Annotated in this window: 25 protein-coding genes; 15 read left to right on the plus strand and 10 right to left on the minus strand. The window is 63.5% G+C overall.

Annotation, left to right across the window (positions count from 1 at the left end; genetic code table 11):
* Nucleotides 1-10: 10 nt before the first annotated feature.
* The 3 genes from E2A64_RS13760 to E2A64_RS13770 are packed head-to-tail and all read left to right on the plus strand — an operon-like array spanning nucleotide 11 to nucleotide 3,020.
* Nucleotides 11-613, plus strand: a complete 603-nt coding sequence (locus tag E2A64_RS13760; protein WP_244598298.1) for a shikimate kinase — start codon at nucleotides 11-13, stop codon at nucleotides 611-613.
* Nucleotides 610-1,725: a 3-dehydroquinate synthase gene (gene aroB, locus E2A64_RS13765; protein WP_133285094.1), complete on the plus strand. Its 1,116-nt coding sequence runs from the start codon at nucleotides 610-612 to the stop codon at nucleotides 1,723-1,725. Before E2A64_RS13760 ends, aroB begins: the two co-directional genes overlap by 4 nt.
* The gene (locus E2A64_RS13770; protein ID WP_133285095.1) at nucleotides 1,722-3,020 is read left to right on the plus strand and encodes an HlyC/CorC family transporter; all 1,299 of its coding nucleotides are present in this window, start codon (nucleotides 1,722-1,724) and stop codon (nucleotides 3,018-3,020) included. Before aroB ends, E2A64_RS13770 begins: the two co-directional genes overlap by 4 nt.
* A gap of 19 nt (nucleotides 3,021-3,039) precedes the next feature.
* On the opposite strand, the gene E2A64_RS13775 is transcribed toward E2A64_RS13770, so the two are convergent.
* Nucleotides 3,040-3,321, minus strand: a complete 282-nt coding sequence (locus E2A64_RS13775; protein WP_133285096.1) for a BolA family protein — start codon at nucleotides 3,319-3,321, stop codon at nucleotides 3,040-3,042.
* A gap of 104 nt (nucleotides 3,322-3,425) precedes the next feature.
* Here E2A64_RS13775 and E2A64_RS13780 point away from each other — a divergent pair, with 104 nt between their 5' ends.
* The 4 genes from E2A64_RS13780 to E2A64_RS13795 all read left to right on the plus strand — a co-directional run bounded on the left by E2A64_RS13780 (nucleotide 3,426) and on the right by E2A64_RS13795 (nucleotide 8,087).
* Nucleotides 3,426-4,064 carry a J domain-containing protein gene (locus E2A64_RS13780; RefSeq protein WP_133285097.1) on the plus strand — a complete coding sequence of 213 codons (639 nt, stop codon included), beginning with the start codon at nucleotides 3,426-3,428 and terminating at the stop codon, nucleotides 4,062-4,064.
* Between the two features lie 113 nt (nucleotides 4,065-4,177).
* The gene (gene cobS / locus E2A64_RS13785; protein WP_133285098.1) at nucleotides 4,178-5,173 is read left to right on the plus strand and encodes a cobaltochelatase subunit CobS; all 996 of its coding nucleotides are present in this window, start codon (nucleotides 4,178-4,180) and stop codon (nucleotides 5,171-5,173) included.
* An 11-nt stretch (nucleotides 5,174-5,184) separates the two neighbouring features.
* Nucleotides 5,185-7,077 carry a cobaltochelatase subunit CobT gene (cobT, locus tag E2A64_RS13790; protein WP_133285099.1) on the plus strand — a complete coding sequence of 631 codons (1,893 nt, stop codon included), beginning with the start codon at nucleotides 5,185-5,187 and terminating at the stop codon, nucleotides 7,075-7,077.
* A 65-nt stretch (nucleotides 7,078-7,142) separates the two neighbouring features.
* On the plus strand, nucleotides 7,143-8,087 hold the full coding sequence (locus tag E2A64_RS13795) for an esterase-like activity of phytase family protein (RefSeq protein ID WP_133285100.1): 945 nt from the start codon (nucleotides 7,143-7,145) through the stop codon (nucleotides 8,085-8,087).
* A gap of 105 nt (nucleotides 8,088-8,192) precedes the next feature.
* Here E2A64_RS13795 and E2A64_RS13800 read toward each other — a convergent pair whose 3' ends face one another.
* Nucleotides 8,193-8,876 carry a queuosine precursor transporter gene (locus E2A64_RS13800; RefSeq protein ID WP_244598299.1) on the minus strand — a complete coding sequence of 228 codons (684 nt, stop codon included), beginning with the start codon at nucleotides 8,874-8,876 and terminating at the stop codon, nucleotides 8,193-8,195.
* A 120-nt stretch (nucleotides 8,877-8,996) separates the two neighbouring features.
* Complete coding sequence (rpmB, locus tag E2A64_RS13805; protein ID WP_133285101.1) at nucleotides 8,997-9,293, minus strand: 50S ribosomal protein L28; 297 nt, start codon at nucleotides 9,291-9,293, stop codon at nucleotides 8,997-8,999.
* Between the two features lie 241 nt (nucleotides 9,294-9,534).
* On the opposite strand from rpmB, the gene E2A64_RS13810 reads away from it, so the two are divergent.
* The 3 genes from E2A64_RS13810 (at nucleotide 9,535) to E2A64_RS13820 (ending at nucleotide 11,933) form a co-directional block, all read left to right on the plus strand.
* A complete protein-coding gene (locus E2A64_RS13810; protein ID WP_158285765.1) occupies nucleotides 9,535-10,317 on the plus strand; it encodes a DUF3108 domain-containing protein in 783 nt (260 codons plus the stop codon).
* Nucleotides 10,318-10,422: 105 nt separating this feature from the next.
* Nucleotides 10,423-11,310, plus strand: a complete 888-nt coding sequence (yddG, locus tag E2A64_RS13815) for an aromatic amino acid exporter YddG (protein ID WP_133285103.1) — start codon at nucleotides 10,423-10,425, stop codon at nucleotides 11,308-11,310.
* The gene (locus tag E2A64_RS13820; protein ID WP_133285104.1) at nucleotides 11,307-11,933 is read left to right on the plus strand and encodes a lysoplasmalogenase family protein; all 627 of its coding nucleotides are present in this window, start codon (nucleotides 11,307-11,309) and stop codon (nucleotides 11,931-11,933) included. Before yddG ends, E2A64_RS13820 begins: the two co-directional genes overlap by 4 nt.
* Nucleotides 11,934-11,936: 3 nt before the next feature.
* Here E2A64_RS13820 and E2A64_RS13825 read toward each other — a convergent pair whose 3' ends face one another.
* Both E2A64_RS13825 and gloB read right to left on the minus strand, forming a co-directional pair.
* The gene (locus E2A64_RS13825; RefSeq protein ID WP_133285105.1) at nucleotides 11,937-12,380 is read right to left on the minus strand and encodes a cupin domain-containing protein; all 444 of its coding nucleotides are present in this window, start codon (nucleotides 12,378-12,380) and stop codon (nucleotides 11,937-11,939) included.
* Nucleotide 12,381: 1 nt separating this feature from the next.
* Entirely contained in the window at nucleotides 12,382-13,152 is a 771-nt protein-coding gene (gene gloB / locus E2A64_RS13830) for a hydroxyacylglutathione hydrolase (RefSeq protein ID WP_133285106.1), read from the minus strand.
* A 149-nt stretch (nucleotides 13,153-13,301) separates the two neighbouring features.
* On the opposite strand from gloB, the gene E2A64_RS13835 reads away from it, so the two are divergent.
* The 3 genes from E2A64_RS13835 to E2A64_RS13845 all read left to right on the plus strand — a co-directional run bounded on the left by E2A64_RS13835 (nucleotide 13,302) and on the right by E2A64_RS13845 (nucleotide 16,160).
* The gene (locus E2A64_RS13835) at nucleotides 13,302-14,051 is read left to right on the plus strand and encodes a class I SAM-dependent methyltransferase (RefSeq protein ID WP_133285107.1); all 750 of its coding nucleotides are present in this window, start codon (nucleotides 13,302-13,304) and stop codon (nucleotides 14,049-14,051) included.
* A gap of 90 nt (nucleotides 14,052-14,141) precedes the next feature.
* Entirely contained in the window at nucleotides 14,142-15,236 is a 1,095-nt protein-coding gene (gene hisC, locus E2A64_RS13840; RefSeq protein WP_133285108.1) for a histidinol-phosphate transaminase, read from the plus strand.
* Nucleotides 15,237-16,160: a prephenate/arogenate dehydrogenase family protein gene (locus tag E2A64_RS13845; RefSeq protein WP_174235804.1), complete on the plus strand. Its 924-nt coding sequence runs from the start codon at nucleotides 15,237-15,239 to the stop codon at nucleotides 16,158-16,160.
* On the opposite strand, the gene E2A64_RS13850 is transcribed toward E2A64_RS13845, so the two are convergent.
* A complete protein-coding gene (locus tag E2A64_RS13850) occupies nucleotides 16,161-17,210 on the minus strand; it encodes a DUF2125 domain-containing protein (RefSeq protein ID WP_133285109.1) in 1,050 nt (349 codons plus the stop codon).
* A gap of 76 nt (nucleotides 17,211-17,286) precedes the next feature.
* Between E2A64_RS13850 and E2A64_RS13855 the strand changes: the two genes are divergently transcribed.
* On the plus strand, nucleotides 17,287-17,802 hold the full coding sequence (locus tag E2A64_RS13855; protein ID WP_133285507.1) for a gamma-glutamylcyclotransferase: 516 nt from the start codon (nucleotides 17,287-17,289) through the stop codon (nucleotides 17,800-17,802).
* On the opposite strand, the gene E2A64_RS13860 is transcribed toward E2A64_RS13855, so the two are convergent.
* The 4 genes from E2A64_RS13860 to ftsE all read right to left on the minus strand — a co-directional run bounded on the left by E2A64_RS13860 (nucleotide 17,786) and on the right by ftsE (nucleotide 21,258).
* Nucleotides 17,786-18,613 (minus strand): lysophospholipid acyltransferase family protein, encoded by an 828-nt coding sequence (locus tag E2A64_RS13860; protein ID WP_133285110.1) that lies wholly within the window; start codon nucleotides 18,611-18,613, stop codon nucleotides 17,786-17,788. The two genes, E2A64_RS13855 and E2A64_RS13860, sit on opposite strands and share 17 nt — an antisense overlap.
* 117 nt (nucleotides 18,614-18,730) lie before the next feature.
* A complete protein-coding gene (locus E2A64_RS13865) occupies nucleotides 18,731-19,438 on the minus strand; it encodes a YdcF family protein (protein ID WP_244598300.1) in 708 nt (235 codons plus the stop codon).
* 159 nt (nucleotides 19,439-19,597) lie between these two features.
* On the minus strand, nucleotides 19,598-20,605 hold the full coding sequence (locus E2A64_RS13870) for a cell division protein FtsX (protein WP_133285111.1): 1,008 nt from the start codon (nucleotides 20,603-20,605) through the stop codon (nucleotides 19,598-19,600).
* On the minus strand, nucleotides 20,602-21,258 hold the full coding sequence (gene ftsE / locus E2A64_RS13875; protein WP_133285112.1) for a cell division ATP-binding protein FtsE: 657 nt from the start codon (nucleotides 21,256-21,258) through the stop codon (nucleotides 20,602-20,604). The genes E2A64_RS13870 and ftsE overlap by 4 nt, the downstream gene beginning before the upstream one ends.
* Before the next feature lie 178 nt (nucleotides 21,259-21,436).
* Here ftsE and E2A64_RS13880 point away from each other — a divergent pair, with 178 nt between their 5' ends.
* On the plus strand, nucleotides 21,437-22,039 hold the full coding sequence (locus E2A64_RS13880; RefSeq protein WP_133285113.1) for a hypothetical protein: 603 nt from the start codon (nucleotides 21,437-21,439) through the stop codon (nucleotides 22,037-22,039).
* The last annotated feature ends 51 nt before the right edge of the window (nucleotides 22,040-22,090 follow it).

Raw genomic sequence — 22,090 nt, forward strand, 5'->3', positions numbered from 1 at the left:
GAGAGGACAGGTGGCCAGAACGACTGCCAGCCATGCGACGGACGAAGAGATCGCGCTGGCGCGCGCCGCGCTCGGCAAGCGCAATCTCGTCTTCGTCGGCCTCATGGGCGCGGGCAAGTCCGCCATCGGCCGGCTGATCGGGCAGTGGCTCGGCGTTCCCTTCATCGACAGCGATACCGAGATCGAACGCGTGTCCCGCATGACGATCAGCGACCTGTTCGCCAATTACGGCGAAGAGGAGTTCCGGGCGCTCGAGACACGCGTGCTTGAACGCCTGATGAAGGGCGGTCCGCGGGTGGTGTCCACCGGCGGCGGTGCCTTCATGAACGAAATCACCCGCGACGTGATCAAAAGGAAGGGGCTGTCGGTCTGGCTCAAGGCCGATCTCGACGTCCTGTGGGATCGCGTATCCCGCCGCGATACCCGCCCGCTTCTGAAAACCGAACATCCGAAACAGACCCTGAAGGCGCTGCTCGACAAGCGCTATCCGGTCTATGCCGAAGCCGAGATCACCGTCATATCGCGCGAGGCGCCGAAAGAGGCCGTCGCCCTCGACGTCATCAGGGCGCTGGCGGATCATCAGGCCATGCATATCCAGGAAGCCCATAAATGAGTGAAACGCAGATCGTCGAAGTCCCGCTTGGCGAACGCAGTTACGATATCATTATCGGCGCGCAGGCACTGGCCGGTGCCGGCGGAGAGATCAGCCGCCGCATGCCCGGCATTCGGTGCGCCGTCGTCACCGACGAGACTGTCGCGAGCTTCCACCTGGAAACGCTGATCCACTCGCTCGACGCGGCCGGTATCGAGGCGCATCCGCTGGTCTTGAAGCCCGGCGAGAAGACCAAGGACTTCGACAACCTGATGACGGTGGTCGATCACGTCCTGTCCTGCAGGCTCGAACGCGGCGATGCGGTTCTCGCGCTCGGCGGCGGAGTGATCGGCGATCTGGCCGGCTTTGCCGCGGGGATCGTGCGACGGGGCATGCGCTTCATTCAGGTGCCGACCTCGCTTCTGGCGCAGGTCGATTCCTCGGTCGGGGGCAAGACCGGCATCAATTCACGTCACGGCAAGAACCTTGTCGGCGTGTTTCATCAGCCGGATCTCGTGCTCGCCGATACCGCGGTGCTCGACACGCTGTCGGACCGCGAATTCCGCGCGGGCTACGCCGAGGTCGCGAAATACGGGCTTATCGACAAGCCGGAATTCTTCGCCTGGCTCGAGCGCAACTGGCGGCAGATGTTTTCCGGCGGGCCGGAACGCGTCCAGGCGATTGCGGTCAGCTGCCGCGCCAAGGCGAGCGTGGTGGCCGCCGACGAGCGCGAGGGGGGCGTGCGCGCACTGCTCAATCTCGGCCACACCTTCGGCCATGCACTGGAAGCCGCTACAGAGTTCGACAGCCGCCGCCTCGTACATGGCGAAGGCGTTGCGATCGGCATGGTGCTCGCCCACCGGTTCTCGGCATGGCTCAATCTCGCCAGCTACGACGATGCCGACCGGGTGGAGCGTCACCTGAAGGATGTCGGGTTGCCGACCAGGCTGTCGGATATTGAAGGCGGGCTGCCTGCCACCGATATATTGCTCGAACACATCGCCCAGGACAAAAAGGTCAAGCGCGGCAAGCTGACCTTCATTCTCACACGCGGTATCGGCCAGTCCTTCATCGCCGATGACGTGCCGGGCGAAGAAGTGCACCGATTCCTCGAGGAAACCCGTTCGTCATGACACTCGCCGAGATTTTTCAACAGATCGCAGCTCACTGGCTCGAAATCCTCGCCATCGTGGGGTTGATCGTCATCTCGGGATTCTTCTCGGGATCGGAGACCGCGTTGACCGCGGCCTCGCGTGCGCGCATGCACACGCTGGAGACGAACGGCGAGGCGCGCGCGGGCATCGTCACGCGCCTGATCGAGCGTCGCGACCGGCTCATCGGCGCGCTATTGATCGGCAACAACCTGGTCAACATTCTCTCCTCGGCTCTGGCGACCAGCCTACTGCTGTCCATCTTCGGCGATTCCGGTGTGGTGATCGCCACCATCGTGATGACCGTACTGCTGGTGATCTTCGCCGAGGTGCTGCCCAAGAGCTGGGCGATCTCCATGCCGGACCGTTTTGCGATGATCGTCGCTCCCATGGTCAACCTGGTTGTGTTCGTCGTCGGCCCGCTGTCGAGCCTGGTGAACTGGCTGGTCCGGGGCATCCTGCGTATTTTCGGCATCCGGCTCGATCCGGACACCTCGCTCGTTCCTGCGCATGAGGAAATCCGCGGCGCCGTCGATCTGCTCCACCGCGAGGGGTCGGTGATCAAGGACGACCGCGACCGTCTGGGCGGCGTGCTCGACCTGGGCGAACTGGAAGTTTCAGACGTGATGATCCACCGGACGTCCATCCGGATGCTCAATGCCGACGATCCGCCCGAGGTCGCCGTGCGCACCGTGCTCGACAGCCCCTACACACGCATGCCGCTCTGGCGCGATTCGACCGACAACATCATCGGCATCGTTCATGCCAAGGACGTGTTGCGCGCGGTTGCCGACGCCGATAACGACACCGCCAAGGTCGACATGGTGAAGATCTCGCACAAGGCATGGTTCGTTCCCGACACGACGAGCGTGCCCGATCAGCTCAACGCCTTTCTGCGCCGCAAGGCCCATATCGCCATGGTCGTCGACGAGTATGGCGAGTTGCAGGGGCTGGTGACGCTCGAGGACATTCTGGAAGAAATCGTGGGCGACATCGCCGACGAGCACGATATCGACGTGCAGGGCCTGCGCCAGGAAGCCGACGGTTCGGTGGTGGTCGACGGTTCGCTGCCGATCCGCGACCTCAACCGTGCGCTCGACTGGTCGCTCCCCGACGAGGAGGCGACCACGGTGGCCGGTCTCGTCATCCACGAAAGCCAGATCATCCCGGCCGAGAAGCAGTCCTTCACATTCCACGGAAAGCGTTTCACGGTCATGCGACGCGAGAAGAACCGGATTACCCGGCTTCGCATCCGCCCGATGACTGAAATCGGCTAGAACTTACCGCAATCGCACGCTACCAGCGGGTGGCTTCGCCAGTGCCGGCTGCTTCCACCGCGAGGGCGTGAAGCCCTTTGTCGAACTCGCCGGCCAGCACGGCGTTGACCGCGCGGTGGCGTTCGATCCGGCTCTTGCCCGCGAAGGCGTCGCTTTCTATACGGACGCGGAAATGAGTCTCGCCTTCCCCCGTCATGTCCGGTTGATGACCGGCATGATGATGGCTTTCATCGATGACGAAAAGCCGCACCGGAGCGAACGAACTGGTAAGCGCTGCGTGAATTCGTTGCTGGCGATTCATCCGTAAAACTCCCTGGCTGGCCGAAGCGGACAGCATCGGGGTGTCAGGATGTTTCGTACTTGTCAATCCTTGTAGATGCCCGACCGGAGCACCATAATCGCCTCATGAAGCTCGATTCAAAACACTTCGACAAGATCCGGATGCGTAACCGGACCAGAAGCACAAAATCCAAGACGGCCGAGCCGGTCGGACCGATCTGCCAGTGGGACGGCTGCAACGAGAAGGGCGTGCATCGCGCTCCCGTCGGGCGTCACGCGGACGGACAGTATTTCCTGTTCTGCTTCGATCACGTGCGTGAGTACAACAAGGGCTACAACTACTTCTCCGGGCTTTCCGACACCGAAATCGCCCGCTACCAGAAAGAGGCGCTGACCGGTCACCGTCCGACCTGGGGCGTGGGCGTCAACAAGGCTGCCAGGAACAGCGCCAACCCGAACTTCACCCATGCCCGCTCGGGCTCGGCAACCCAGGCGCGGATGCGCGATCCGTTCGGCTTCTTCAACGAGAGCCAGTCGCGCCGCCCGCCGCCGCCGCGCCAGCGCAAGGTGAAGTCGCTCGAGTCCAAGGCGTTCGAGACGTTGAGCCTGTCGGAAGAAGCCTCATCATCGGCGATCAAGAAGCGCTACAAGGAACTCGTGAAGAAGCACCATCCGGATGCGAATGGTGGCGACCGTGGCTCCGAGGAACGTTTTCGCGCCGTCATCCAGGCCTATCAATTGTTAAAGCAGTCGGGTTTCTGCTAGAGCGGAATTCGATGGAAATGCTTCCCTTCGCGCCCGATCCGATTTAAGCCACGGGCGGACACAATGAGACCCCGTATCAAGCGGCAGGCGGCTTCAGGCAGCCCGGAGTTATGATGAGCAAGATCGACCTCGATATCACCAACCTTCCCGACACCACCGTCAATGTCCGCGATGTTTTCGGCATCGACGTGGACCTGGAAGTCCCGGCCTATAGCGAGCTCGAGTCGCATGTGCCCGATCTCGACCCGGACTACCTGTTCGACCGGGAAACGACGCTGGCGATCCTGGCAGGCTTTGCCCATAACCGCCGCGTGATGGTTTCGGGCTATCACGGTACCGGCAAGTCGACCCATATCGAGCAGGTCGCCGCCCGCCTCAACTGGCCCTGCGTGCGCGTCAACCTCGACAGCCATGTCAGCCGTATCGACCTGGTCGGCAAGGATGCCATCGTGGTCAAGGACGGTCTGCAGGTCACCGAGTTCAAGGACGGCATCCTGCCCTGGGCCTACCAGAACAACGTCGCGCTGGTCTTCGACGAGTACGACGCCGGCCGTCCGGATGTGATGTTCGTGATCCAGCGCGTGCTCGAATCCTCCGGTCGCCTGACGCTTCTCGACCAGAGCCGGGTGATCCGCCCGCATCCGGCCTTCCGCCTGTTCGCGACCGCCAACACCGTGGGCCTGGGCGACACGACCGGCCTCTATCACGGGACCCAGCAGATCAACCAGGCGCAGATGGATCGCTGGTCGATCGTGACCACGCTCAATTACCTGCCGCACGACAACGAAGTCGGCATTGTGGTTTCCAAGGTGAAGGAGTTCGACACCGAGGAAGGCCAGAAGACCGTTTCGGCGATGGTGCGCGTGGCCGACATGACCCGCTCATCCTTCATGAACGGCGATCTTTCGACCGTCATGAGCCCGCGCACGGTGATCACCTGGGCGGAAAACGCACGCATCTTCGGTGATGTTGCGCTCGCCTTCCGTCTTACCTTCCTCAACAAGTGCGACGAACTCGAACGGTCGCTCGTGGCCGAGCACTACCAGCGTGCCTTCGGCGTCGAGCTGAAGGAAAGTGCCGCCAATATCGTCCTCGACGCAGCGAGCTGATCGGAGCTTCGATGGCCGGTCCCGGCGACAATTCCAGGGCAAAAGGCAAGGCGCAGGCCGATACGGAACCCTTCAAGAGGGCGCTGACGGGCTCGATGCGCGCCATTTCCGGCGACGCCAATCTCGACGTCACCTTCTCGGGAGACCGTCCGGGACTGACCGATCATCAGGCGCGCCTGCCCGATCTGCCGAAGCGGGCCACCCGCAAGGACGTCTCGGTGTCCCGCGGGCTCGGCGATTCCATGGCACTCAGGAAGGCCTGCCACGACAATCGCGTTCACGCGATGATGGCGCCGGAAGGCCCGGAAGCGCGTGCGATCTACGACGCAGTCGAACAGGCTCGTGTGGAATCGATCGGCGCCAACCGCATGACGGGCGTGGCCGACAACATCACCTCGATGCTGGAGAACAAATACGAGCGCGCGAACTACGCCGCCGTGACGACGCGCGAGGAGGCGCCGCTCGAAGAGGCTCTGGCGCTGATGGTGCGCGAGAAGCTGACCGGCCTCAAGCCGCCGCAAAATTCCGGCCAGGTGGTCGATCTCTGGCGCGGGTGGATCGAGGAGAAGGCAGGCGACACGCTCGACGGTCTGTCCGGCTCGATCGAGAACCAGGAGAAGTTCGCCCGCCTCGTGCGCGAGATGCTGTCGGCGATGGACATGGCCGAGGATTACGGCTCGGACGACGAAGCCCAGGATGAGGACGACACGTCCGACGACGACCAGCCGCGCAGCGAGGAACAAAGCGACGAGCCGGTCGAGGAGGAAGCCGGGCAGGAATCGGCTCCAGCCGAGGAAAGCGATTCCGCCGACGACCAGTCCGAAACCGGCGAGATGGACGGGGCCGAAGTCGGCGACGACGATCTCGACCAGGACGAGGATGCCGAAACGCCGGGCGAGACCAAGCGTTCGTCGCAGCCCTTCTCCGAGATCAACGAGAAGGTCGACTACAAGGTTTACACGACGGAATTCGACGAGGAGACATCGGCCGACGAATTGTGCGACGAGGCCGAGCTCGACCGCCTGCGCGCCTTTCTCGACAAGCAGCTCTCCCATCTGCAGGGTGTGGTGGGGCGGCTTGCCAACCGGTTGCAGCGCCGGCTGATGGCGCAGCAGAACCGGGCCTGGGATTTCGACCTCGAAGAAGGCTATCTCGATCCCGCGCGCCTGTCGCGCCTCATCATGGATCCCATGCAGCCGCTCTCTTACAAGATGGAGCGCGACACCAATTTCCGCGATACCGTCGTCACACTCTTGATCGACAATTCGGGTTCCATGCGCGGGCGTCCCATCACCGTTGCCGCCACCTGCGCCGATATTCTGGCCCGCACGCTCGAACGCTGCGGTGTGAAGGTCGAGATCCTCGGCTTCACCACCAAGGCCTGGAAGGGCGGCCACGCGCGCGAGAAGTGGCTTGCAAACGGCAAGCCCGGCTCGCCCGGCCGGCTCAATGATCTGCGTCATATCGTCTACAAGTCCGCGGATGCTCCGTGGCGGCGCGCCCGGCGCAATCTCGGACTGATGATGCGCGAGGGGCTGCTGAAGGAAAATATCGACGGGGAGGCCTTGATCTGGGCGCATCAGCGGCTTCTGCGCCGCCCGGAACAGCGGCAGATCCTGATGATGATCTCCGACGGCGCGCCGGTCGACGATTCGACGCTGTCGGTCAATTCCGGCAACTATCTCGAACGGCATCTTCGCGCGGTGATCGAGGAGATCGAAACCCGCTCGCCGGTCGAGCTCCTGGCCATCGGCATCGGCCACGACGTGACCCGCTATTATCGCCGCGCGGTGACCATCGTGGATGCCGAGGAACTGGCGGGCGCCATGACCGAGCAGCTGGCCGAACTCTTCGCCGACGAGACCGAAGACCCTGCGTTCCGCCGTCTGAGACGCTCGGCGTGAGCAATAGGCGTCTGCATTCTTCCGTCTTCGGTTGCCTGGCCGGGTTTGTGGCCGCGGCCTGTCTGATGAGCGCCGCGCAGGCGGAACCGCTCCGCTTTCCGGTGAAATCCCGCGTCATCGAAACCTTCAAGGTCGGCTCGGACGAGACCCGTTTCGGACCGCTCGAATTCATGGGCGGGCTGGAATTGTCCGCTTCGACAGATGCGCTCGGGGCGATGTCCTCGATCGCGATGGGGGCGGACGGTTCGAGCTTTCTGGGTGTGATGGATACCGGCTTCTGGTTTGCCGGTCGCATCGAGCGGGACGCGGACGGGCGCCCGCAACGCATCAGCGATTTCTCCGTTCAGCCGATGTTTTCCCGCGACGGCGATGTGGCGAAGGCCAAGTGGATGATCGATGCCGAAGGGCTGGCGATCCGCGGCGACCGGATACTGGTGAGCTTCGAGCGCGATCACCGCATCGATCTCTATCCGGCGAAATCTCCGGGCGAGACTGCTCCGGTCGGAAGTATTCCCATCCTCATCCCGGCAAGCGAACTGCGCGGCAATCGCGGACTGGAAACGGTCGCGGTCGCGCCGTCCGGCACACCGCTCGAGGGCGCGGCCGTCACGGTTTCCGAGCGATCGCTGAACGCCGACGGCAACATGCTGGCGGCCGTTCTCGACGGGCCGAAGAAGGGCATCTTCTTCGTCAAGCGCGATCCGCCCTATGATGCGACCGACGGGGATTTCCTTCCCGACGGCGATCTCATTCTGCTCGAAAGGCGCTTCTCCATCGCAGGCGGCGTGGGCATGCGTATCCGCCGTATCGCGGGCGAGAGCATAATTCCGGGCGCGACCGTCGATGGTGAGGTCCTGCTTGACGCCGATTTCGGCTACCAGATCGATAATATGGAAGGTCTGGCCGTCTCGACCGATGCCGACGGCAAGGTGCGGCTGACGCTGGTTTCGGACGACAACCACTCCATACTCCAGCGCAATCTCATGCTGGAATTCCGGCTCGTCGAATAGATGTTGCGGAACCGAGGCTGTTCCCTCCCCTCGAGGGGGAGGGAAGGGCTTGCGCAATGCGTCTTTCCCGAATGGAAATGATTGCGGGGCTGACCCTGGCTCGCCTCAGGCAGGCTGTGCGGCCGAGCCTGCGAAGCGCGCCATGATCAGCCGGTAGGGGATCAGCGCGAGGATCGCGATCAGGAGCTTGACCGACAGGTCGCCGACAGCCCAGGAAATCCAGCGCGGGACTTCGAGGCCGAATGTGCCGAGAAGCGGTGCTGCTTCGGAGGCGAAGCCGTCGCCAGGGCCTGCAAAGGCGAAGAGGGCGGCAAAGGCGATCGAGAAGAATATCACCGTGTCGATGACCGAGCCGAGCAGCGAGGAAACCACCGGCGCGCGCCACCAGCTCTGGCGGCGGAGGCGGTTGAAGATGGTCACATCGAGGAGCTGGGCAAACAGGAAGGCGGAGCCGGAGGCTGTTGCAATGCGGGCGAGGCGGCCGGGTTCGCTCTCGAAGCCGATGCCCATGCTGTAAAGCCACGGCGGAATGACAAGCGAGCAGACCACGGCCACGACGAAGCCCGCAAAGACCACCTTGCGTGCGAAGGCCGGCCCGAAACGCCGGTTTGCGAGGTCGGTGACGAGGAAGGCGAAGGGATAGGTGAACGCGCCCCAGGTCAGGATGTCGGCAAGCGACAGTGGCCCGACCTGCCCCTCGACGGGGAACTGGACGAGAACGTTGGACGCCACGACGACAAGGGCCATGGCAAGGATGAAGGGGAATACGGATGCGGTTTTGCTGGGCATTTTTTTTATCCTGGGTGATGCCACCAGTTGCGGATGATGCGGACCCGGAAACCGGGGCCACGGCTTGAAAAGAAAAAGCGGGCCGTCAGGCCCGCTTGAAGTCGTCAGAAGCGCTCAGCTTCAGGCAGCAGCCTGTTCAGCCAGCTTCTTGGAAATCTGACGCTTGAGCAGGCGTGCACGCATGGACAGTTCGTTTTCCTTCGACTTGGCGAGGAAAGCGTCAAGTCCACCGCGGTGCTCCACGGTGCGCAGGGCAGCCGCGGAAACCCGCAGGCGGAAGCTCTGGCCGAGGGCATCGGAAATCAGCGTGACGTTGCACAGGTTCGGGAGGAACCGGCGACGGGACTTGTTGTTGGCGTGGCTGACATTGTTTCCGGTCAGCACGGCCTTGCCGGTCAATTCGCAGCTACGGGACATATCGCACCTATTGTTTTCTTTACGCCTTGACCATCGGCTGCGCATTGCAAGCGCGCCCGCATGACTTCAGGCCTTTATCGGAAAGTCGGGTGTCTATAGTCAACACACTTGCTGCCGTCAAGCCATAAGGCGACCTCGATTTGACTCCGCGGGGCCCTATTTTTCAGGGTGTGCGGCGTGGAAAAGCCGCAATCGGGTGCGAGTGGCCTCTATGGCACACGAGCACGGGAGCGCAAGGTCGGTGAAAAACTATCGTCTTCTTTCGATGGCCATGCTGGTTTCGGCAGGGCTCGTCACGTTTTCGCAACCTGCGGCTTTTGCGGAGAGCAAGGCCGACCGGACCGATTATTCGGTCTCGCTTCTGGGTTTGCCGATCGCGAGCCTGTCTTTCCGGACCAGGGTCGACGGAAGCAATTACACGATCTCCGGCTCGCTCAAGACATCGTTCATTGCCGAGATACTCGAGCCCACGCGCGGCACGATCACGTCGAAAGGGCGGATCACCCGCGACCAGTTCCGTGCCGATTCCTTCGAGGTGAAGTATTCGACCGGCAGGAAGAACGCGCGCGCGGCCTATACCGCGCGCAACGGCAATGTGCGTTCGGCCACGATCGAGCCGAAGAAGAACCTGCCGAAAAACTGGATTCATGTCCCGGCCTCTCACAAGCGATCGGTGGTCGATCCGCTGGCGAGCCTCGTTTTCCCGAAAGGCGAAAAGCCCTGTCCGCAGACGGTGGGCGTCTTCGACGGAGAATCGCGCTTCGATCTCAAGCTCTCGCCGATCGGCAAGCGGCAGTTCTCGACCGACGGGTTCTCGGGCGAGGCGCTTGCCTGCTCGGTGCGGTTCGTGCCGAAGAGCGGCTATCGCAAGGACAATTCCTCGATCGACTATGTGCGCAAGCTCAAGGGCATCGAGGTCTGGTTCGCGCCGCATCCGGAAGACGGCTACATGGCGCCGGTCTATGCGAAGATCCCGACCAAGGTCGGCCGCGTCGTCGTCTCCGCCTCGCGCTTCGGCAGCTAGAGGTTCTGCCGACACCGAGCTTTCGTCGCGCGCCAAGGCGGATTAGAACAAGCCGTGTTTCAACAGATGGGGACTTGATGTGTCCCCGGGACCGGCGGTTATTTCATGCTTTCGACGCTCATCGGGTTTTCGGCCATTCTCATGTGGGCGCTTCTGGCGCTGTTCACCGCGGCCTCGGGCGAGGTGCCGCCCTTCCAGATGAACGCGATGTGCTTTGCCGTCGGTGCATCGCTCGGGGTGATCGCGATCCTGCGCGATCCGTCTCGGCTGAAATCGCTGCGCCAGCCATTTCCCGTCTGGTCGCTCGGTATCGTCGGCCTGTTCGGCTACCACTTTCTCTACTTCACGGCACTGAGGAACGCCCCGGCGGTCGAAGCCGGGCTGATCGCCTATCTGTGGCCGCTGCTGATCGTCGTGGGCTCCGCCTTGCTGCCGGGCGAGCGTCTCGGCTGGCATCATGTGGCCGGCGCGGTGATGGGGCTTGCCGGCACGGTCCTGATCCTGACAAGCCGCGGTGAGGCGGCCATCGAGGGCGGCGGCAATCCGATCGGCTACATCGCCGCCATCCTCTGCGCCTTCACATGGTCGGGCTATTCGCTGCTCTCGCGCCGCTACGGCTCGGTTCCCACCGACGTCGTCACCGGCTTCTGCGCCGCGACGGCCGTGCTTTCGCTGCTTGCTCATCTGGCGCTGGAAACCACCGTCTGGCCGGACGGGGCGGTGCAATGGCTCGCCGTGCTCGGGCTCGGCCTCGGGCCGGTAGGCGCGGCATTTTACGCCTGGGATCACGGCGTTAAGCATGGCGACATCCAGGTGCTGGGCGCATCGAGCTATGCGGCGCCGCTCTTGTCGACCCTGATCCTGATCGCCTTCGGCTTCGGAAAGGCGACGCCGGCAATCCTCGTCGCCTGCCTTCTGATCACCGGCGGGGCGGCGCTCGCAGCCAAGAACCTGATTGCGCGGACCGGTCGGAAGGGGAGGAAACCGGCGTGACGCTGCTGATCGAAACCATGGCATATGCCGCCGCCATCCCGGCAGCGGTCTATCTGCCCTATGCGCGCAGGGCACCATCCGTTTTCCGTACCGTGATCAAGACGCTGCCGCTGTCGATCTTCGCGGTCATCGCACTCGCCACCGACGCGCCGTGGCTGCTGGTCGCCGCGCTGGCGCTTTCCGCGCTTGGCGATGCCTGCCTGGCGCAGGAAGGCGAGATGTCGTTCCTTGCCGGCCTCTGCAGTTTTCTCCTGGCGCATATCGCCTATGCGGTGATCTTCCTTGCCCATGGCGGAGGCTGGGCCGCGGCCTCGGCGCCGGTGCTTTCGGCCATCGCCGTCTTCTCGCTCGTCTATGGCAGTTTTCTGGTGCGCAGGGCGGGGCAACTCGCAGTCCCGGTGGCGATCTACGTATTGGCCATCGCGGTCATGGGCTTCGGTGCGGCGACGATCGGAGGGACGGTTCTTCTGGGCGCCTTGCTCTTCATGGCGTCGGACGCCATTCTCGGTGCGGAAAAATTCGTGATGGCCGACGACCATCGGTTGGCGAACGTGTCTGCGCCGGCGGTCTGGATCCTCTATTTTGCCGGTCAGGCACTGATCCTCTGCGGTTTCATGACCTGAATTTCAGCCGCTGGGCGGCGTCCAGCCGGGCGGCGCCATCTCGAAGCTCGAGAATGCGAAGCCGGGTGCCACGGTGCAGCCGACCAGCGTCCAGGTGTCCATCGGTTCGGCCGATTGCCAGCAATTGGCGGGAACGACGATCTGCGGGCGCTGTCCTTTCGCAAGCTCGATGCCGAGAACATGCGATTCGGCCGGTCCGCCCGGTGCTGCCAGCGAGAGTTTCAGCGACCCGCCCGCATGCCAGTGCCAGACTTCGCTTGCATCCGTCACCCTGTGCCAGTGGGAGCGCTCTCCGGCTTTCAGCAGATAATAGATCGCCGTCGAGGCTCCGCGACCGCCACCCGACGTGTCGCGAAATGTCTCGACATAGTGCCCACCTTCGGGATGCGGGCTCATGCCGAGCGTCGCGATGATCGCCTCCGGCGTGAGGCCGGCATCGAACCGCATTTCAGAAACTGTCCTTGCGGCGGCGGAGTTCGGCGAAAACCTCCTCGTCGCTTGCGGTCTCCATGCCGAGATGGGCGCGGATCCTGGCATCGTCGGGGCGAAGGAAGGGGTTGGTGCGCTTTTCGTAGCCCATGGCGGTAGGCAGCGTCGGAATATGCTTTTCCCGCATCTCGGCGACGCGTTCCAGGCGCTCGGCGAGCGCCGCATTGTCGGGATCGACGCTCATGGCGAAGCGGGCATTGGCGAGCGTGTATTCGTGGCCGCAATAGATGGTGGTGTCGTCAGGCAGGCGCATGAGTTTCTGCAGCGACGTCCACATGTCTTTCGGCGTGCCTTCGAAGAGCCGCCCGCAGCCGAGCGCAAACAGCGTGTCGGCGGCGAAAAGCAGTTTCTCATCGGGGATGTGATAGCAGATATGGCCGAGCGTGTGGCCGGGCGTGTGGATCACATCGACGCGGCGGCCGGCGAAGGTGAAGTGATCGCCGTCACCATATGTCTCGTCGAGCCCGGCGATCTTCGATGCCTCCGGTTCGGGGCCGATGACCGTCGCGCCGTATTTTTCCTTGAGCGCGGGTATGCCCTCGACGTGATCCGGATGATGGTGAGTGATCAGCAGATGGGTCAGCTTCCAATCGGAATGGGTGAGCTGTGCATCGATCACGGCGGCATCCGGGGCATCGATTGCGGCGGTGTCGCCGGTCATCGGGTCATGGATCAGAACGCCGAAATTGTCCTGCCTGCAGGTGAACTGCTCGATCAACAGCGTCTTCACGGATGCTCCCTCCCGAATGACGGTCCTCGAACCGAGAACCTTTCCCTTGAATGCGCAACGAGTTTAGCCGCCAAGCGTTCCGCCGTCACCCTGTCGGTGTACAATGGGGATACTTGCCGCGGTCGGTCACACGAACTAGTTTTGAGCCCATGCATACGGATATCGTCGACCTCCGCGAGTTCTACCATTCGAAGCTTGGGATGCAGGCCTCTCATGCGATCTCCATGGCGCTGAGTTCGCTCTGGGCCAACCTGCCGGGCGAGCGGCTGGTGGGGCTCGGCTATACGGTGCCCTATCTCGACCGTTTCGGGCCCGACGCAGAGCGGGTCTTCGCCTTCATGCCGGCCGGGCAGGGGGCGGTGAACTGGCCTATCGGCAAACCCTCCTCCACGGTCCTCGTCTTCGAGGAGGAACTGCCACTGCCGGACGCCTCCATCGACCGGGTGCTGATGGTGCATTCCCTGGAATTTGCCGAAGACCCGCGCGAAAGCCTCAAGGAAGTCTGGCGCATTCTGGCACCGGGCGGGCGGCTCGTCATTGTCGCTCCCAATCGCCGCGGGGTCTGGGCGCGTTTCGAGCACACGCCCTTCGGGGCGGGCCGGCCTTATTCGCGCGGTCAGATGACGCGGCTCCTGAGGGAGACGAACTTCACTCCGGGGGCGATTTCCGAAGCCCTGTTCTTCCCCCCGAGCACCATGCCGGTCATGCGCAACATCCGCATGGGTTTCGAACGTATGGGCCGGCGTCTCTGGCCCGTGTTTTCGGGCGTCATCGCAGTTGAGGCGCAAAAGCGGCTCTATCAGGGGCTGCCGGTTGCCGCGCGCTCCTCGCGCCGGGTCTTCGTGCCCGTGCTCTCGCCGCAGCCCACGCGGGCCCTCCGCTCACGGGTTTCACGCTGACCGGGTTGACGCGCCGCGCCGCCGTTACACTCGACAAGCCCCGTCCAAGAGGATATTCCGCCGTCATCCTCATCCGGGAACCAGTAAATCATGACCAGTCACGACAGGCCCGCCCCGCATGGCGGCATCATGGATATCGCGGCATATGTACCGGGACGCGGCAAGGCCCCGGGCGCGAGCCGCGTCTACAAGCTCTCCTCCAACGAGACGCCGCTGGGGCCAAGTCCGGCCGTTGCGGCCGCGATCGCCGAAGCCGCGCGGGAGCCGCATTATTATCCTGATGGTTCGGCTTATCAGCTGCGCCAGGCGATCGGTCGCGCACATGGCCTCAACCCGGACAATATCCTGTGCTCGAACGGTTCGGACGAGATTCTTGGCCTGCTGTGCCAGACCTATCTCGAACCGGGCGACGAGGCGGTCTTCACCGAGCATGGTTTCCTCGTCTACAGGATCCAGATCCTGGCCTCCGGCGCCACGCCCGTTGTCGCCGACGAGGTCGACCTGACGGCGAATGTCGACAAGATCCTCGAGGCGGTGAACGAGAAGACGAAGATCGTTTTCCTCGCCAATCCGAACAATCCGACAGGCACCTACGTGCCGTTCTCGGAAGTGAGGCGGCTGCAGGCCGGGCTGCCGAAGTCGACGCTTCTGGTGATCGACGCGGCCTATGCCGAATATGTCCGCCGCAATGATTACGAGGCGGGCGTCGAACTCGTCGGCGAGACCGACAATGTCGTCATGGTCCGGACGTTCTCGAAAATCCACGGGCTCGCGGGTCTGCGGATCGGCTGGATGTATGCGCCCGCCCACGTGGTCGATGCGGTCAACCGCATTCGCGGGCCCTTCAATGTCAACGCCATCGCGCTTTCCGCCGGTGTCGCTGCGATCGGCGACAAGGCGCATGTGGAAGCTTCGGTTGCACATAACGAGACCTGGCTGCCGCGCCTGACACAGGAACTCGAAGCGATTGGCCTCACGGTGACGCCCTCGGTCGGCAATTTCGTGCTCATGCACTTCCCGGAGGGCAAGGATGCGGGAGCGGCAGACGAGTTCCTTACCGCGCGCGGTGTGGTGATGCGTCGCGTGGCCGGCTATGGCCTGCCCAATGCGCTCCGGATGACCATCGGCAACGAGGAAGCCAACCTCGCCGCCATTGCGGCCCTCAAGGAATTCATGGCGGGTTAAATGTCCGGGTTCATCTACGAAAAAGTCGCGCTGATCGGCATCGGGCTGATCGGCTCCTCTCTGGCCCGGGCGATCCGGCAGAAGGGCCTGGCGAGGGAGATTTCCATTGCGACGCGCAGTGCCGACACGCTCGCCGCCGCCCGCGAGCTCGATCTCGGCGACATCTATACGACGTCCGGCGCGGAAGCGGTCGAGAATGCGGATCTCGTCATCGTCTCGGTGCCGGTCGGCGCGTCGGGGGCGGTGGCCAAGGAGATCGCGGGCAGCCTGAAGCCGGGCGCGACCCTTACCGATGTGGGCTCCACCAAGGCTTCGGTCATCGCGCAGATGGAACCGTATGTGCCGGAAGGCGTGCACTTCATTCCGGGGCACCCTCTCGCCGGTACCGAACATTCAGGACCGGCAGCCGGTTTCGCCGAACTGTTCGAGAACAAGTGGTGCATCTTCACGCCGCTGCCGGGTACGGACGAGGGGGCGATCGACAAGCTCAAGGCCTTCTGGGAAGCCTGCGGCTCGCATGTCGAACTGATGGACAAGGAGCACCACGACAAGGTGCTCGCCATCGTCTCGCACCTGCCGCACATCATCGCCTACAATATCGTCGGCACCGCGGACGATATGGAAACGGTCACCGAATCCGAGATCATCAAGTATTCCGCTTCCGGTTTCCGCGACTTCACCCGCCTGGCGGCATCGGATCCCACCATGTGGCGCGACGTCTGCCTGCATAATCGCGATGCGATCCTCGAAATGCTCTCGCGCTTCTCGGAGGATCTCGCATCGCTGCAGCGGGCGATCCGCTGGGGTGACGGCGACAAGCTGTTCGATCTCTTCACCCATACTCGTCATGTCCGCCGCTCGATCATCGAGGCCGGTCAGGACACGGCAGCCCCCGACTTCGGCCGCGTGCCGAAGAAGGACTGATCAGCGGACGGGCGGAACCGGCGGTATCCGCCCGAGCGGCAGAAGCCCCACCGCGGCATTGCCGTTGCGGATGGTGAGCGGCAGCGTCACCGTGTCGGGTCCGTCATCGGGCTCGATATCGAGAGCCAGCAGGATCGGCGCAAACTGGGTGATCTGCCGGGCGAGATCTGGCTGGACCTCGCCGATGCGGGCGGCCACCGCCTGATAGTCGCCGAGCCGGATTTTCAGATCGCCATTGGCAAGTCCGTCGGCGCCGAAGGCGAGATCGCCAGACAGCGAGACGGTTCCGCCGGCCGCAAATTCCGACGAAAGATCGTGAAGCCGGACCGTCTTGCCGCGCATGTCGGGGCGGGCGCCTTCCTTGAGGAAATCCGCGGCGCCCAGAACGGTCGCCGCCAGCGAGAAGTGTCGCGTGTCCAGCGTCAGCGGAGAGGAAAAGTCGTCCGTCTCCACCGCAATGTCGAGGTCGCCGGCATTGCGGCGGACATGGGCGGCAAAACGGCTCGATTCGCCGCTGATCGTGACGGGAAGGTCAGCGCTTTCGAGCGCGAGCGTCGCGCCCTTGCCCTCCAAGGAGGCGCGGTCCACGCCGTCGCCGGCGAAAATGGTGCTGGCGTGGAGGAGCTGCCAGTCGGCGCGGGCCGACAGTCCGTTGTCGCCGGTCAGGGAGGCCGGGCCATCGAGTTCGCTGACGACATGCCAGGGATTGTAGACCTGGGCCGCCGAGCGCAGTGCGCCGGCCTTGAGCTTCATGTTGTCGCGGGCAAAATCGACCGACGTCTTGTCACAGAAAATGCCGATGCGGAACGGATAGCCCCTGACATTGGCATTGGCGCATTCGGTGCGCGCGCCCTGGCGCTCCGTCAGCGCGAAAAGGGCGGGCAGGCGTTTCTCGATCTGTCCGGCGAAGACGTACCAGCCCACCGTGTAGAGTGCGCAGGCAAGAACCACGGCCAGGCCGAGCCACAGGATCCTGCGGCTTTGCCGGCTTGTGCCTTTGCCCTCGGGCGTTGGCTTTCCAGTGGCGGGTTTCTGGCGGTCGTCTGACATGCTAGGAGGTCTCCCGGCTCGGTTGGGGGCAGGAATGCGTGAGCGGAAATCGCAGGATACGAGTTTGACTGAGGATATGGCGGATTTGTGGGTGTTCGGCTACGGCTCGCTGATGTGGCGGCCGGGGTTTGTCTATGAGCGCGCGCTCAAGGCGCGTCTGTCGGGCTTTCACCGTTCGCTGTGTGTCGTCTCCCATGTCCACCGCGGGACACCGGAAAAGCCGGGCCTGGTGCTCGGTCTCGATCGTGGCGGCTCCTGCCTCGGCATGGCGTTTCTCGTCCCCGGGGCTCATCGCGAGGAAACCATCGCCTATCTGAGAGAGCGAGAGCTGGTGACCCACGTCTATCTCGAAACCATGCGTCCGATCCGCTTCGACCATGGCGAGACGACGCAGGCGCTTACCTATGTCGTCGACCGCGGGCACGAACAATATGCCGGACGCATTCCGGCGGGCGAAGCGGCGGATATCGTGCGCCACGCCCACGGAGTATCCGGACCCAATGTCGACTACGTGGTCAATACGGTCGCCCATCTGAAGGGGCTGGGTATCCGCGATCACGGGCTCGAGGACGTGGTCAGGAAGCTCGACTAGAACCGGATGTCCGAGCCGGATCGGCCTTGTCTGCGGCTTCGAGTTCGGCAATCCGCCTGGCCGTGACCTCGGGGAGCGGAATATGCGGATTGGCGCGCACCGTTTCCAGAAGAAGCTTGTCGCTCTCGCGCTCCATCGTTTCGGTCAGGTGGGCAAAGAAGGCGTCCGGATCCATCCCGGGCTGTATGGGCTCCAGGATGCGCACCTTGAAGTGGCCGGGGAAGCGCAGGAACTTGCGGCGTGGCCAGAACAGGCCGGGATGCATGACGCAGGGCACGACAGGGACCTGCAGGTCGCGGTAGAGCCGCGCGATGCCGTAGCGGTAGACAGGCTCGGCGCCGGGCGGGCGGCGGGTGCCTTCCGGATAGATGATCAGCTGGCGGCCCTTCTCCATCTCGCGCATGGTGCGGTCGAGCACCTGGGTCATCGCCTTGCCGCGCGCCGCACGGTTGACCGGGATCATCCGCATCTTGTTCACATACTGGCCGAAGAGCGGGATCCAGGTGAGTTCGCGCTTGAGGATGAACACCGCATCATCGAGATAGGGCAGGAGCATGAACGTGTCCCAGAAGGACTGGTGCTTCGGCGCGAAGATGAAGCCGCCTTCCGGCAGGTTCTCCAGTCCCTCGATCTCGAAGGTGGCGCCGGCAATCTTGTCCATCAGCCAGCTCGAAGAGCTTGCCCAGTCCTTGGGAACCTTCCAGGCATTCTTGCGCTTGGCGAGGAAAAAGGCCGGGCTGAACACGATCATCCTGACGATCAGGTTCGTGTAGAACGCGATATTGAGCAGTATCGAACGAAGCACAGTCATCGCCGGTGAGGTTCCTTGTGTTCCGGCGGCAGAATTGCGCCCCGCATCATTGCTCACCGAATACAGCCTTGCGGCAAGATGGGTCAATGGAAGGCGGGATGAAAGCCGGGTTCGGGACTAGTAGACGGCGGCGGAGGTTGCCGTTGCGGCCGGAACCGGCTCGGGCGCGCCGGTGCGCAGGCCGTCGGACGTCTTGGTGCCGACATAGGAGCGGGCGCGAGCCAGCGCATATTTGAAATATTCGGTCAGCAGCGTGCGGATTGCCGTGGGATCGGCGAGCCAGGTTTCGTCGCGAAGATCGGTATGGGCGACGGGATAACCGGTGAACTCCACATCGGGGCTGACGGCTTCGAGTTCCATCAGGCTGCGCGGGATATGGTAGTTGTTGGTGACGATCAGCACCTTGTGGAAGCCGTTCTTGCGGATCCAGTTGGAGGCCTCGTTGGCGTTGCCGATCGTGTCGATCGCCTGGTAGCCGATATCGACGCAGCAGGCGAACAGCTTCTCGTTGGCGCCGGTGGCGCGCTTGATGGCGTCGCCGGAGGTCTGCGGGTTGACGCCGGAAATCAGAAGCCTTTTTCCCGAACCGCTCTCGAGCAGTTCGAGTGCGCGGTCGATGCGCTGATAACCTCCGGTAAGTGCCACGATTGCGTCGTAGCGCTCGCTGTCACGGGGCGTCTCGAGATCGCCGACCATGTCGGTGAAGCGAAAGAAGCCGATTGCGATGACGGCGACTGCGATAATGCCGAGCACGGTCACCGCGCGAAGGCCGTGGTGGCCGACGCGACGCAGACGTTTCCACCTGCTCGGGCTAGGCCGCGCCATGGTGGCCTGCCGCAAAGTCTCGACATTCATGTTCCATGAATAACCCGGAAATCTGGCGAGTAGCTGACCAATTGTAGGCTGAATTCGGGCAAGACCTCATTCTCGATACATTCCAGTATTGCGGCGGGCGCCGCACTGTCCGCTTTCGCATGTTGGCTGTCAATCAACCTCGACCATTGCAGGGTTGGCGCGGGCGTGGTCGATTTCGCGCACGGAACGGATCACGGTGAGGCGGGATGTCAGGGTTGTCATGCCGGCGATCACGATGATGACGATGGCGATCCAGAAATAACCGCTCCAGGGCAGGAGAAAGCGCCCGAACAGGGCGGTTGCCTGATCGTTGAGCGGGGTTGCCCGCGTGAGCGCCTGCCAGGCCGCCAGCGAGAGGAAAACGAAGCTGGCCGCCGCGCCGCCGATACCGGCGCCCTTCAGGCCGATCAGCAGGAAACGCTTCTGGAACTGGCGGGCGATGAAGCCGGTCTCCGCACCGACGAAATGCAGAACTTCGATAATGTGCCGGTTGCCGGCCATGGCGCCGCGGGTGGCGAATATCACCGTCATGGCCGTGGCCGCCAGGATAAGGCCGAGAATGCCGAGACCCAGAAGACTCATGGTGCGCGCCATGGCGACCAGGCGGTCTGTCCAAGCGCGATGATCATCGAGAGCGGCCTGCGGAACCGCGTTCGAAATGGCGGTTCTCAGGGAATCGTAGTCCGGCGGGCTTTCCTCGTTGATCGTCAGGATGACAAGGCGCGGCACCGGAAGGGCATCGATATCGAAATCATCGCCGAGCCAGGGGGAGAGCAGCCGTTCCGTCGCCGCACGGTCGATGATCGAGGCCGCGGTTATGCCCGGGACCGAAAGTGCCGCGGTACGGATCTCCTCGAGCGCCGCGTCCATCTCCAGACCTTCAACCGGCTTGAGCTGAACCGTAAGCTCGCGCGAGATCTCGCTTTGCCATGCGCTGGCGGTGGAGCGCACCATGGTGACCGCACCCGCCGTGAGGCAGGAGAGGAAGGCCATGATGGCAATGACGATGATCAGCGCGCGGCCGGAGACGTTGGACGGAGGCACGATGGGAGCGGTGGGCCTGAGCGCCGCCTCCCTTTTGCGGGAACGGGACTGATCGGGCGGCGGGGTGTCCGATGCGCGCGGTGCGTCGATCATATGATCTCCAGCCTTCCGTCGGCGAGGATCATGCGGCGCGCCTCGAAGCGATCCATCAGCGTCAGATCGTGCGTGGCGATAACCACGGCCGTGCCGAGCTTGTTGAGCTGGACCAGCAGCGAGAGAATGCGCCGCGCCATGGGCGGATCGACATTGCCGGTGGGTTCGTCGGCGAGCAGCAGTTCCGGCCGGTCAATCAACGCGCGGGCGATGGCCACGCGCTGCTTTTCGCCGCCCGAGAGAACCGGCGGCAGCACATTGACCCGCTCGCCGAGGCCGACCCATTTCAGAAGTTCGATGACGTCGGAGCGATAGCTCGTTTCGTCCTTGCCGCGTACGCGCAGGGGAAGGGCGACGTTCTCGTAGGTGGTGAGGTGATCGAGGAGCCGGAAATCCTGGAAGACAATGCCGATGCGGCGGCGCAAGAGCGGCAATTCCTCACGGCCGATGGTGGAAATGTCGCGTCCGAAGGTGCGCACCAGTCCACGCGTCGGCTGAAGCGACATGAACAGAAGCCGCATGAGTGTGGTCTTGCCCGCGCCTGACGGGCCAGTCAGGAACTGAAAGGACTCCTTGGGGATGTCGAATGTCAGGTCGCGCAAGACCTCGGGACCCATCCCGTAGCGCAAGCCGACATTTTCAAAGTGAATCACGGTGTTCCGTCCGTCCCTGTGCTTTGCCGAATCGTCTTAGCGCATGGGCAGCGCGAGGTAAAACTCGCGATGGAAAGAGGCGGATTTTTGCGCGTTCGCGTTCCGTTAACCATCTTCATTTACGTCTGGGTAACAGGTGGCGAGGTGTGGGGTGCCATAGCGAAGGACCTGGATGCCGATGAGCGACGACCGCAATCACGATTTCGAGCTTCTTGCGCCCAGGCCTGCCCGGCCCGGCCGGGACCTGCGTCTGCGTCCGGTCGAGTTCGAGGATGCCGAATTCGAGACGGTGATCCCTTGCGACGGCTATGGCGCGCCGGAAGGCCTTCACATTCCCCATGTCACGCCGGAATTGCGCAAGCCCGTCTTCAGCGCTGCGGACAACGAGGAATTCGCGGCCGAGCGCCAGCGTCTGGATCTCTTCGGCCAGGGGGATGCAGTCATCGCGGAGACAGCGTCGGCCCGCAGTCGAACGGCGGGCCCGGCTTTCCTCGGCGGGGTCGTCTTCGTCGCTGCGCTGGTCTTCTGGATGTCCGGCGGGCACCGGTTGATCGCTTCCGCCAGGCATACCGATCCGGTCACGACGGCTTCCGTTTCCGGCAATGCCGCAGCCGGCGCCATCATTCCGCAGGGGCAGGCGTTCGGCGACGAGCGACGCATGTCCGGCGAGGCAGGCAATGTAAGGCGGGGGCAACCCGCCAGGACGGGTGTCGTGGACGCGCCGCGCCCGGCCCGGATCGAACGCGCCGGTTCGATCCTCATGATCCGCGCGGGCCGGTGATTTCGCCCTTTACCCACAAGCGTGGATAGAGTTGCGGGTTTCAATAACACA

This window comes from Pseudohoeflea suaedae (genome assembly GCF_004354915.1).
GTDB classification, from domain to species: domain Bacteria; phylum Pseudomonadota; class Alphaproteobacteria; order Rhizobiales; family Rhizobiaceae; genus Pseudohoeflea; species Pseudohoeflea suaedae.